This is a genomic window from Chitinophagales bacterium (assembly GCA_017303415.1).
In the GTDB taxonomy this organism is placed as follows: domain Bacteria; phylum Bacteroidota; class Bacteroidia; order Chitinophagales; family Chitinophagaceae; genus SpSt-398.
Window position 1 is genome coordinate 2,403,736 of sequence record JAFLBJ010000001.1, and the last position, 12,867, is coordinate 2,416,602.

General features: G+C 46.1%; 9 protein-coding genes and 1 tRNA gene. 9 read left to right on the plus strand and 1 reads right to left on the minus strand.

The features are described 5' to 3' along the window. Window positions 1-39 precede the first annotated feature (39 nt). From ppk1 to J0M30_10390, 7 genes are all read left to right on the plus strand, one after another. The gene (gene ppk1, locus J0M30_10360; protein ID MBN8667895.1) at window positions 40-2,136 is read left to right on the plus strand and encodes a polyphosphate kinase 1; all 2,097 of its coding nucleotides are present in this window, start codon (window positions 40-42) and stop codon (window positions 2,134-2,136) included. Beyond that, entirely contained in the window at window positions 2,117-3,007 is an 891-nt protein-coding gene (locus J0M30_10365; protein ID MBN8667896.1) for an exopolyphosphatase, read from the plus strand. The genes ppk1 and J0M30_10365 overlap by 20 nt, the downstream gene beginning before the upstream one ends. Before the next feature lie 36 nt (window positions 3,008-3,043). Next, window positions 3,044-3,859 (plus strand): 3-methyl-2-oxobutanoate hydroxymethyltransferase, encoded by an 816-nt coding sequence (gene panB / locus J0M30_10370; protein MBN8667897.1) that lies wholly within the window; start codon window positions 3,044-3,046, stop codon window positions 3,857-3,859. A gap of 83 nt (window positions 3,860-3,942) precedes the next feature. Continuing rightward, complete coding sequence (locus J0M30_10375; GenBank protein ID MBN8667898.1) at window positions 3,943-5,466, plus strand: aldehyde dehydrogenase family protein; 1,524 nt, start codon at window positions 3,943-3,945, stop codon at window positions 5,464-5,466. Between the two features lie 83 nt (window positions 5,467-5,549). Next, entirely contained in the window at window positions 5,550-7,073 is a 1,524-nt protein-coding gene (locus J0M30_10380; protein MBN8667899.1) for an OmpA family protein, read from the plus strand. 204 nt (window positions 7,074-7,277) lie between these two features. Beyond that, window positions 7,278-9,008, plus strand: coding sequence for a S8 family serine peptidase (locus J0M30_10385; GenBank protein MBN8667900.1), 1,731 nt, complete (start codon window positions 7,278-7,280; stop codon window positions 9,006-9,008). A 27-nt stretch (window positions 9,009-9,035) separates the two neighbouring features. Continuing rightward, window positions 9,036-9,548 carry a DinB family protein gene (locus J0M30_10390; protein ID MBN8667901.1) on the plus strand — a complete coding sequence of 171 codons (513 nt, stop codon included), beginning with the start codon at window positions 9,036-9,038 and terminating at the stop codon, window positions 9,546-9,548. A gap of 143 nt (window positions 9,549-9,691) precedes the next feature. Here the strand turns inward: J0M30_10390 and J0M30_10395 are convergent, their stop codons facing one another. Next, complete coding sequence (locus J0M30_10395; protein MBN8667902.1) at window positions 9,692-11,845, minus strand: carboxy terminal-processing peptidase; 2,154 nt, start codon at window positions 11,843-11,845, stop codon at window positions 9,692-9,694. Window positions 11,846-12,032: 187 nt separating this feature from the next. Here J0M30_10395 and J0M30_10400 point away from each other — a divergent pair. Both J0M30_10400 and J0M30_10405 read left to right on the plus strand, forming a co-directional pair. Further along, a tRNA-His gene (locus J0M30_10400) sits at window positions 12,033-12,106 on the plus strand. 57 nt (window positions 12,107-12,163) lie between these two features. Then, on the plus strand, window positions 12,164-12,772 hold the full coding sequence (locus J0M30_10405; protein MBN8667903.1) for a DUF445 family protein: 609 nt from the start codon (window positions 12,164-12,166) through the stop codon (window positions 12,770-12,772). The last annotated feature ends 95 nt before the right edge of the window (window positions 12,773-12,867 follow it).

Genomic DNA, 12,867 nt, shown 5'->3' on the forward strand with positions numbered 1-12,867 from the left:
GTTCATTAATTTTACCCGAATCGGAAAAGTAAGCATGGCATGAGTGAACAAAAAGCAAAAACGATTTATCGGGATATCAGTTGGCTGTCTTTTAATGCCCGTGTACTGCAGGAAGCGGGTGATCCATCTGTTCCATTGCGGGAACGGATTCGGTTTCTGGGTATCTTCTCCAACAATCTGGATGAGTTCTTTCGGGTACGCGTAGCTACCATTCGTCGGATGATCCAATTTGGAACGCGGCTCAAGAATATGTACCTCGAGTCCAATCCACAGCATATCCTGGATCAGATACAAGGTATTGTACTGGACCAGCAAAGAGAATTTGACCGGATATGGGAGGATATTGTTGAACAACTTCGGGACCAAAAAATATACCTGGTCACGGAACGACAATTGAACAAAGACCAGAAGGATTTTGTACGGCGCTATTATGACGAGGAGGTCAGTTCAAATGTGATTCCCCTGATGATCCAGAGTATCCCCAGTTTTCCCTACCTGCGCGAAAAGTCGATCTACCTCGGGGTGGTCATGTGGAAAAGGGATTCCGCGTTAAAGAAAAAATATGCCTTGATTGAAGTGCCGAGCCGTGTGTTTGGACGTTTTATCCAGCTTCCTTCACCCAATCCGGATGAGCACCATATCATCTTATTAGAGGATGTGATCCGTTTTAACCTGCCGGTAATCTTCTCCTATTTTGGATATGACCGTTATTCTTCACATGTATTTAAAATTACGAAGGACGCGGAGATCGATATCGATAATGATATTTCCACTTCCCTTATCCAAAAACTCGAAAAGGGATTAAAGAACCGGCGGAAAGGAAAACCCGTGCGTTTTGTGTATGATAAACAAATGGACCCGGGTCTGTTGGAATTTCTGATCAGTAAGTTGAACCTGGCCAGAAAGGATAGCATCATTCCCGGGGGGCGTATCCATAATTTCCGGCATTTCATGGATTTTCCCGACAATGTCTTTCAGGTTAAAAGACAGCGGAGGAAACCATTCCCCCACCCGGCCCTTCGCAATGGCAAAAGGATCACGGAAACCGTATTGGAGGGGGACCTGATGTTGCACTTTCCCTACCATTCATTCAACCCGGTGATCGACCTGTTGCGCGAATCGGCGATCGACCCGGATGTTACAGCCATTAAAGTCACCGCCTATCGCCTTGCCCCTAATTCAAAAGTGGTCAATGCCCTGATCAATGCGGTAAGGAATGGCAAACAGGTGACAGTGATGCTTGAACTTCGTGCCCGGTTTGATGAGGAAGCGAATCTGGCCTGGAAGGAACTGCTGGAAGAAGAAGGTGTCAAGGTATTGATCGGTATCCCTAACCTGAAGGTGCATGCCAAGCTTTGTCTCATTAAGAAAAGAGTAAAGAATAAAACCATTCAGTACGGATTTGTAAGTACAGGTAACCTCAATGAACGTACTGCCAAGGTATATGGTGACCATTGCCTGATGACGAGTAACCGGCGGGTTATGGCTGATATCAACCGCATTTTTGCCTTTCTGGAGAAACCTAAGAAAGGGTTGGCCATACTCAAAAATTGCAGCATGATCATTCCCAGTCCGGGAATTGTGCGCAAAGAAATTGAGAAGCTGATTCAATTTGAGATCAAGCAGGCTAAAATGGGGAAACCTGCTTCCATTATTCTTAAGATGAACTCCCTGTCGGATGAAGGGTTGATCTCAAAACTTAATGAAGCAGCCCGGGAAGGTGTACAGATCCGTATGGTGATCCGGGGTATATGTTGTATGCTGACTGAGAACCCGAAATTCAAAGCGCCGGTACATGCCGTCAGCATCGTGGATGAATATCTTGAACATGCACGCGTGTGGGTATTTCACAATGCAGGCAACGAAAAAGTTTACCTATCTTCGGCCGACTGGATGGTAAGGAATATTGACCATCGGATCGAAGCCACCTGTCCGGTATTGAGCCCGGAGATCCAACAGGAACTCAAGGACATTCTCGATATTCAATTCAGTGGCAACGTGAAGGCCCGCATCCTGAACAACTCGTTAAGCAATGAATATGTTCGTACGGGGAAAAGACGGATTCGCGCCCAGATCGAGATCTATAATTACCTGTATAAAAAAACTTTAACCTCTCTTGAGACTGGCAGCCATTGATATTGGAAGTAATGCAGCAAGATTACTCATCAGCGATGTGATCGAAAATGGAAACCAACGTCCGGAATTCATAAAAATGACCCTGGTGAGGGTACCCCTTCGCCTCGGTTTTGATGTGTTTGAAAAAGGTACCATTACACCGGTCCGGGAGGAAAAGATCATCAAGACCATCAAATCCTATCGCCATCTTATTGATGTGTATGATGTAAAGCACCTGAAAGCCTGCGCCACATCTGCCATGCGCGATGCTTCCAATGCGGAGGAGATCATTCGCCGGGTCAAATTGGAAACCGGGATCGAAATTGAGATCATCAGTGGACAGGAAGAAGCCTCCTTTATTTACGAGAACCATGTGGCGGAAAGTATGAACAAGGATGAGTCCTACCTCTATATTGATGTAGGTGGTGGCAGTACCGAACTCACTTTCTTTAGCGATGGGAAAATGGTATTTAAAGAATCCTTTAATATCGGAACGATCCGTTTGCTCAAGAACCAGGTCAATGAATCACAATGGGATTCCATGAAGGAATTCATCAAGTCCAAAACCAAAGGACATCACCATGTGACCGCCATCGGATCGGGAGGAAATATCAACAAACTTTTTTCCCTGTCCAAGAAAAAGGAAGGCAAACCCCTGCATCTTGAATTACTCCGCGACTATTACAAAGAATTTAGCAACCTGACCCTTTCACAACGAATGATGTTGTATAAATTAAGGGAAGACCGTGCCGATGTAATAGTTCCTGCCCTGCTGATCTATATCAACGTTATGCGCTGGGCCGATGCCGAAGAGATTTATGTCCCCAAAATAGGCCTTGCAGATGGCCTCATTCATAATTTATACGAAGAGGTGAAGTCCCCCATTTCCTGATGGGATTTGACTAATTTTGTCCTTCAAATCCCTCATATGTCCGTAAATAAGGAAGTCAAACGCATTACGACCAATACGCTGAACAAAATGAAGGCATCGGGTCAGAAGATCGCTATGATCACCGCCTACGATTTTTCCTTTGCCCGGTTATTCGATGAGGCAGGGATCGATGTGATCCTGGTGGGGGATTCAGCCTCCAATGTCATGGCCGGTCACGAAACCACCTTACCGATCACGCTGGATCAAATGATCTATCACGCGGCTTCGGTTATCCGGGGCGTGGAAAGGTGTCTGGTTGTAGTAGACCTTCCTTTTGGCTCCTATCAATCCAATTCGGTGGAGGCCCTGGCTTCAGCCATCCGGATCATGAAAGAAACCGGTGCGCATTCCCTGAAGCTGGAAGGCGGTGAAGAAGTGCTTGAATCAGTGAACCGGATCGTATCTGCAGGTATTCCGGTGATGGGACATTTAGGATTGACCCCTCAATCCATCTATAAATTTGGTACCTACTCCGTTCGGGCCAAAGAAGAGGCCGAAGCGGAAAAATTAAAAAAAGATGCCCGGCTGTTGGAAGAAGCCGGTTGTTTTGCTATCGTACTTGAAAAAATACCTGCAAAATTAGCCAGGGAAGTTTCCGAAAGCCTGACCATACCAACCATAGGTATAGGTGCCGGACCGGATTGCGATGGACAGGTATTGGTGATGCATGATATGCTTGGGATCAATACGGAATTCAGACCTCGTTTTTTACGTCAATATCTTGATCTGCATGGTTTGGTGAAAGGCGCTGTACAACATTATATCAGTGATGTAAAAAGTGGGGAATTTCCGAATGAGCAGGAACAGTATTGACCAGGATTTTAGGATTAATGGATTATTAGGATTTGATTTAGGGATTTTATGAAGCCTATTATTTGAAACGATAAAATTACCATATGGACTTTTTAAAGGCACTAAAGATCGGGGAAACGAATAAAGGAATTAGTACAGGTAAAGAATGGTTGGATACCACCGGTGGAAGCCTGGTTTCAACCTCACCAGTAGATGGAAAAGTCATTGGCGCGGTAACATTAGCCGATAAGGCAGCTTATGAAGCGGTGATCAATAAGGCTCAGCAGGCGTTTACCTATTGGAGAACAGTGCCTGCTCCCAAGCGAGGCGAAATAGTACGGCAGATTGGTGAAGCACTCAGGGCGTATAAGGAGCCACTGGGAAAACTGGTTTCCTATGAAATGGGTAAGAGCTTACAGGAAGGATATGGAGAAGTTCAGGAGATGATCGATATCTGTGATTTTGCCGTGGGATTGTCCCGGCAATTACATGGGTTGACCATGCACAGTGAAAGACCCCAACACCGGATGTACGAACAATGGCACCCGTTGGGTATTACCGGTATCATTTCCGCATTTAATTTTCCTGTTGCAGTATGGAGTTGGAACAGTATGCTGGCCTGGGTATGTGGGAATGTTTGTATCTGGAAACCATCTGAAAAAGCTCCCCTTTGTGGTGTAGCTTGTCAGCATATCGTCAATGAGGTTTTTGAAAAGAATGGGATACCTGAAGGGGTGAATTGCCTGATTACCGGAGGAAGGGATGTTGGAGAATGGATGGCGGCGGATATCCGTATCCCACTGATCTCAGCAACCGGATCCACCCGTATGGGAAAGGCAGTTGGGGCTACGGTAGGCGCCAGATTGGGGCGTGCCCTGCTAGAACTAGGGGGAAACAATGCAATTATCATTTCGCAGCATGCCGACCTGGATATGGCCATACGGGGTGCCCTGTTTGGAGCGGTGGGTACCGCGGGTCAACGATGCACTTCCACCCGCAGGCTGATCATCCATGAGTCGGTCTATGAGCAGGTAAAAGAAAAACTGATCGCGGCCTATAAACAACTTCATATCGGTGACCCATTGGATGAGCGCAACCATGTGGGCCCCCTGATTGATAAGGATGCTGTAAAAATGTACGAACAGGCAGTGAAAGCTTGTCTGCAAGAAGGTGGAAACTTTATCGTGGAAGCCAAGGTGCTGGAAGGAGATGGTTTCGAAAGTGGCTGCTATGTTCAACCCTGTGTAGCGGAAGCACAACCCCATTATGCAATTGTACAGCACGAGACCTTTGCCCCCATTTTATACCTCCTGAAATACTCTACCATCGAGGAGGCCATTGCCATACAGAACGGAGTACCCCAGGGTTTGTCATCGGCGATCATGACCCTCAACCTTCGGGAAGCGGAACGTTTTCTTTCGGCGGCCGGGAGTGATTGTGGCATCGCCAATGTCAATATCGGTACCTCCGGGGCCGAGATCGGCGGGGCTTTTGGGGGTGAAAAAGAAACAGGTGGTGGACGTGAAAGCGGAAGCGATGCCTGGAAGGCCTATATGCGCCGGCAGACCAATACCATCAACTATGGTGACCAACTGCCTCTGGCTCAAGGGATCAAGTTTGATCTTTAGCCTGTAAAACTTTGATTTACAGGATAATATTTTCGAAGTTTTTTCGTTATTCCCCTATCCAATTCTGTGTAAAACACGTCCTGATGAAAAAACTTCGACTTATTGTCCTTTTGACGATCGCTACTCCCCTGTTTTCATTCTCTCAATTGAGGGTAGCCTTGGTGGGTGGTCCGCATGTATCTACCATCAAAGAAACTAATAATCTGCCTGGTTGGGATTCTATTAGCCGGGGGTATACAGCCCGCACCGGTTTTCACATCGGGTTTACCGGAGATCTGCAACTTGGTCAGAAATCCTCCTTTTATTTTCAGCCTGGATTTGTATTTTATAACAAAGGCCGTAAGTATTCCAACGCAGCCGACAGTTTTTATACGTCTACTGATACCAGTTTTGCAACCCGCTATTACGTCGATGGCGCCCAATATCTTAATTATATTGATATTCCTTTGAACATTGTCTTTAAGAAGAAGATCGGGGAAAATGCAAAATTCCTGATTGGCGGCGGCCCTTATCTTTCCTTTTTCTATAATGGGGTTGAAAAAAGAAGCAGCAATCTGGTGGGAGTTGATTTCAAATCGGATGAGAACAATGACCTGGCTGTGGGTAAAGGGACAGATAAATACCGGACCATGGATATTGGGTTCAACGCACTTGCCGGAATCGAGTTTAAGAAAATATTCCTGACTGCTCAATACAGCCGAAGCATCACTGATGTATATCAAGCCTCCTATCCGGGGTCCTTTAAACACCAGGTGATTGGTGCCACATTGGGGGTATTTATTGGTCAACCGGTTGACCTTTCTGATAAACCCAAGGACCGTGACAATGACGGCGTAATCGATCTGGTAGATCTTTGCCCTGAAGAACCCGGTACGGCTTTAACCCAAGGCTGCCCGGATACGGATGGGGATGGAATTGCCGATCAAAAAGACAAATGTCCGGGGGTAAGTGGTTTGTTGCGGTATGAAGGATGTCCCATTCCGGATAGTGATAAGGATGGTGTGAATGATGAGGAAGATGAATGTCCACAGGTGGCCGGATTGGCGGAATTCAAAGGCTGCCCTGTTCCTGATTCGGATGGCGATGGGGTCAATGACAAGGAAGATAAATGTAAGGATGTGGCCGGTCTGGCTAAATACCAGGGCTGTCCAATTCCGGATACCGATGCGGATGGCGTAGATGATGAACAGGACCGTTGCCCTGATGTGCCCGGGTTAAAAGAGAACAATGGCTGCCCGCCCGTGAAGGAAGAGATCGTGGAAAAAGTGAATTTTGTGGCCCGTCAGATCCAGTTCAAAACCGGTAAGTCCATCCTGACCGATCCGTCAAAGAAATTGCTGGATGAAGTGGCTGAATTATTGAATACCCATCCTGAACTGCAGATAAGCATTGAGGGACATACCTCCAGTGAAGGTGACCCCCGTTATAACCAGCGCCTGTCAGAAACCCGGGCCGAGGCGGTCAAAAACTACCTCCTGGCAAAAGGGGTGGCCGCCGACCGGTTAGCCAGTGCCGGATATGGATCGAGCCAGTTATTGAACCAGGAAAAAACCGCCGCTGAAAGATCCCTTAACCGCCGGGTCGAATTAAAGCTCAAAAACAATTGATAACCATAGTTGTTAAAATCTCCCGGTCAGGCAACCGGGAGATTTTTTTTTCCGTCCATTAACCGGTATGGGAAACCCGGTTCCTCCTCTTCGGATTGTCATTTTGGATGAATGGTTAGAACCTATACATGAATATTAGTTAATTGTGACGTGCCAAAAGGGAATTCCTCTATTTTCGCACCTCCTTAAAAAACAAAGATTCGAATGAAGTTCAAATTCCTCGCACCGATTGCAGCCATGATCTGCTTTATTGCCGTATCCCCCCTCTCCTATGGTCAACTGACCGAAGAAAAGGTTCCCAATGGATGGCATTTGAAGGACGCCCAGAAAGATGGGTTTTCCGGTATCAGTTTAGACAAGGCTTACGAGTTTGTCAAAGGCCGTAAGAGCAAGACCGTTATCGTAGCGGTGATCGACTCGGGTGTAGACACCACCCATGAAGACCTGAAAGGTATTCTCTGGGTAAACCCCAAAGAGATACCAGGAAATGGAAAAGACGATGATAAAAACGGGTATGTGGATGATATCAATGGCTGGAATTTTCTGGGCGGACGTGATGGACGTAACGTAAAAGAAGATTCCTATGAAGTACATCGTGTTTATTATGGCTGGAAAGACAAATATGAAGGAAAGGAAATTGATGTTAAAAAATTAAGCGCCGAGGAAAAATATCAATATGAAACCTGGTTGCGTGCCAAACAGGAAATGGAAGAATCAAAAGCAAAGGGGAAAGAGACGAATGTAGAATCTCTGAAGCAGGATTATACCGATACCAAACAGAATTATGAGGATGTGGTCATGATGGACAGTTTGCTCCAATCGCACCTGGGTAAGAAGTCGTTTGGCTATGATGATATCAAGAATATTTCCAGCGAGGATAAAAGCATCAAAAGGGCTAAGGCTGTATTTACTTATTTGATGGAGGCCAACAACCTGAAGGATAAAGAGAACAGGGATATCCTGCAAGGTTTTGGCGAATATGTGGAATACCTCGCGGGTGAAGTACGCAAAGCTGAGGCCGGACAAAGCGCTCCCATTGATTATCGGGGTTCGGTTGTCATGGATAAGTATGGTGACATAAAAGATCAGTATTATGGAAATGCTGATGTAATGGCGAGCACCCCCTTTCATGGTACCCATGTTTCGGGTATCATTGGTGCTGTGCGAAATAATGGTCTGGGTATTGATGGTGTAGCGGATAATGTACGGATCATGTCCATTCGGGCAGTACCTGATGGAGATGAACACGACAAAGATATTGCCCTGGCCATTCGTTACGCGGTGGACAATGGCGCACAGGTGATCAATATGAGTTTTGGAAAATATTTCTCTCCCGAAAAGAAATGGGTGGATGAAGCTGTTCAGTATGCATCCAGCAAAGGAGTACTTCTGGTGCACGCGGCGGGTAATGAATCAAGAAATGTGGACAGTATGCCCAGTTTTCCCAATGCATATTTCTGGGACAATGGCAAGAAGGCCACCAATTGGATCAATGTAGGTGCCAGCGGAGATCTTGGTCTGGATCAGATGGATCCAAATGGTGAAAAATACAATTCCCTTACCGCGTCCTTCTCCAACTATGGTAAGCAGGATGTGGATGTTTTTGCTCCCGGCATGAAGATCTATTCCACCATTCCCGGTGGCAATACCTATGGCATTGCCCAAGGTACCAGCATGGCTGCTCCGGTTGTTGCCGGTATGGCCGCTTTTATCCTCTCCTATTTTCCTGATCTAAGTCCCGAGCAAGTAAAATTTGTGATCGAGTCCTCTTCTACCAAGACCGATCAGTTGGTACGTATCCCAGGCACCAGTAAAGATGTACCCCTGAGCCAGATCAGCAAGACAGGCGGGTTGGTAAATCTTTATGAAGCTGTAAAACTGGCGGCTACCTTGAAAGGCGAGCGGGGAAATCCTTCGAATAAGAAACCGTTTTAAAAAAAATTAGAAATAAGGAACCAAACCATGCCACGTCCCGACCTCAGCCGCGTCACCCATTTTTATCATAAATACATTCAACTTGTCACTGAAGATGACCTGTTGACCGCTTTTGAAGCCCATTCTGCCCCATTCATTTCTTATTTAAAATCCATTCCGGAGGAGAAAAGACTGTACCGGTATGCCCCTGGTAAATGGAGTATACAGGAAATGGTGCAGCACCTCGTGGATGCAGAGCGTGTGTTTTCCTACAGGGCCCTTTGTTTTGCCCGTATGGATACTCAACCCCTGCCAGGTTTTGATGAAAATCCCTATGCCGAAGCTTCACGCGCGGATAGCCGGAATTGGAATGAACTGATGGAGGAATTTGAGTGTTTGAGAAAAGCGACCATCCTTCTCTATCGGTCCTTTAATGCGGAGCAACTAGAAGCAGGTGGTATATCGTCCGGAAATCTGAAAAATTATGTGCTGGCATTGGGGTTTGTGATTTTGGGACATTGTGCCCATCACCAATCAGTTTTAGAAGAAAGATACTTATAGGATTTAGCGCAGCATACGCAAAGAAAAAGAGAACGCGGCGGCAGTTTAACAATCGATGTTAATCTTGCCGCCGCGTTCTTTGTCATTTTACTTTCGTCGGGAGAATCTACCCGGAATTCCAGGTAATTCGTATACCCAATGTTCTAAAATGCTTTCTTTCCATCTCCCTGCCCTTTGCCCAGGGCCAAATTCCGCTGGGTGATCATATCGGTCATGATCCGGGAAGCCTGGTCGAGGTAAATATCTTTCTGCAGGTTTTTAATCCAGTTATTAAAGCGTTCCTGTTTGGCTGTATCTCCGGCAAAGCGGTCAGCATCCTTAGGCAGGGAACTCACATTCATGTTTTGCTCCAGTTTTTTCAGGTTCTCGATTTGGCGAATGGTCGAGCTGATCTTTTTTTGCTGGGCCTTATACACATCCAGTTTAAGTGGTATCTCTTTTTCGCTCTGACGAGCCAGCCAATCGGTATTTTCCCGGATCATATTGAAGGCCACGTTATTTTCTACCCTTTCCTTACTCAACTGCCGGATATTCGTCAGGTCATATCCCGGGTTCCAGGGAGAATAATTGGCTTTGGATATTTCATCCCAGGGAAGGGCGTCCGGATCATCTTTTTCCCGCAGCTTAAGGTATTCATAGTTGTCGGGAAGTACAATATCAGAATTAACCCCTCTCAACTGTGTGGAGCCGCCATTGATGCGGTAGAATTTCTGCAGGGTCAGTTTGATTGTTCCGATATCTGAATTGGCGGTCAGGAATCCCGAAGAGGGATCAAGACCGATGTTTCGCTGTACGGTTCCTTTACCATAAGTGCTGGTACTTCCGATCACGACACCCCTGTTATAATCTTGTATAGCGGCAGCAAAAATTTCTGATGCAGAGGCACTGAATTCATTGACCATCACGGCAAGCGGACCATCGTATAAAATATTGCGGTCACGGTCTTCGAGGATACTGGGTTTACCATCCCGGTCTTTTACCTGAACAATGGGCCCCTTGTCAATAAACAACCCGGCCATTTGCACCACATCATAAAGCGATCCTCCACCGTTATTGCGGAGGTCAAGGATAATGCCGTCTACATTTTCTGCTTTGAGTTTACGTACTTCATTGGCTACGTCCACAGCACAACGCGCTCCATTGGGACGCTCAAAGTCTGCATAGAATTCAGACAGATATATATAGCCGATTTTGGAGAAAGAATTTTTTACAATGGCGCTCCGCGCAAATGTTTCATCCTGTACAATTTCATCCCGGATCAAAGACACGGGTTTGATGGTACCATCCTGTTTCTTCAGGGTAAGGTTCACTTCCGTTCCTTTTTTACCACGAATCACTTTTACAGCATCTTCCACTTCATATCCGATCAGGTCGATCGGCTCTTCTTTTCCCTGTGCTACTTTCAGAATGATATCTCCTGCCTGTACTTCACCCGATTTCCAGGCGGGGCTACCAGCCAGCAGGGTATTGATCTTGATATTGCCTTCATCATAGATCAAGGAGGCGCCGATTCCATAGAAACGGCCACTCATCTGTTCATCAAAATAGCGTTTATCTACCGGGGGGAAGAAATCGGTATGCGGGTCCATCGACTTGGTGATGGTGTTCACGAAATAGCTGAACTTCTCATCATTGTCGAATTTATTGCGGTAACGGTCAAAGCTCCGGTCCATGATCTTCATAACCTTTTCCCTTGCCTCTTTTTCCAGCTCTTCATCGGTTTTCACCACAAATCCTTCTACCCCTTTGTTCTTTTCGCGGATGTCTAAAAGATCTGCATAACGCTCCAGCGATAGATATTTCAACCTTTTACGCCAGGCTTCTTTTCTTTCGCTCTCCGTTTTGGAAAACCCGGTCTTTTCTCCATCCAGGTTAACCGATTCTTCGACTGTGAAATCAAATGGCTGTGATAGTACCTCTTTATAAATCAGGGAAGCCTCTTCCATCCGTTTGTTGAAAACAGCAGCGGTGGCGAGGAAGAATTCAACCGGGGCGCCCTTGATCTCATCATCGATACGGGTTTCATATTTCCGGAGCGACTCAATATCGGAGGTCAGGAAGATATTACGGGCAGGATCCAACTCGCCGAAATAGCGGATAAAGATCTTTTTTGAAAATTCATCATCAATGGTCTTGGGACTGTAATGCCCTTCCATGAGCATGGCCCCAACATTTTTCAGCACTTTTTCATAGTCACCCGGAGGGTTATTTTCGCCAGTACCCAGGGAACGGAAGGCCAGGAACACACCCGCTACAATCAGCAGCACGAGGATCGGTAATCGTTTCATATCAGACATGTATTTTAATGCATTACGCATATGACCAAAAATAACGTAAAAACAGGGTTTTTAATATGCCCCGGCCTCTCTTAACAAAGGTTTTTGATGAATGGTTCTGAGGCGGTTAGAATCGGCAAAACGCAAAAACTTTGGCCCAATAATTTTTTACCTGCGTGGTTTTTGCTTATTTTTGCCGCCCAAAACGGTGATCATAGCTCAGTTGGTTAGAGCATCAGATTGTGGTTCTGAGGGTCGTGGGTTCGAGTCCCATTGGTCACCCTTCCCAACCCCGGGTATACAAAATCAGGTATCCGGGGTTTTTAATTAGTCAATCCCATGAGTTTCTGGTACATACTTATTCCACTTTTATCGGCATTTATTGGCTGGTTCACCAACTGGATCGCCATAAAAATGCTGTTTCACCCCCGGGAACCCCGAAAAATCCTGTTTTTTACCATTCAGGGTGTGTTTCCAAAAAGACAGGCTGCCTTTGCCCAAAAATTGGGGAAACTGGTAAGCGATGAGCTTTTATCTTTTTCCGACATCAAAGACAAGATCAGCAACCCGGAAAACCTGGAGAAAGTGATGCCGGTGATCGATAACCATATTGACCATTTTCTGCGCGTCCGGCTAAGTGATCAAATGCCGGTGATCAGCATGTTTATCGGGGATAAAACGATCAATTCCTTAAAAACCCTGTTCATGACCGAGCTTCGGGAGCTTTTTCCGGTCATAATGCAGAAATATGCCGATAATCTCCAGGGGGAGATCGATCTGGAAAAGATCGTTACCGAAAAGGTGGCTGGATTTTCCTCGGATAAACTGGAGTCCATCCTCAACCAGATCATGAAAAAAGAGCTGGGTTTTGTGGAAATTCTGGGTGGGGTGATCGGGTTCCTGATCGGTGTGCTTCAGGTGATTATCACTCTGCTAACGGCTGGTTAACAGGATGAACGGTAAAAGTTCTCTTCCGGAAAGGCATCTAATTCCCTGTTCACTTTTATCAAACCAAATTTCATTTCGATTGTCATAGGCTTTTT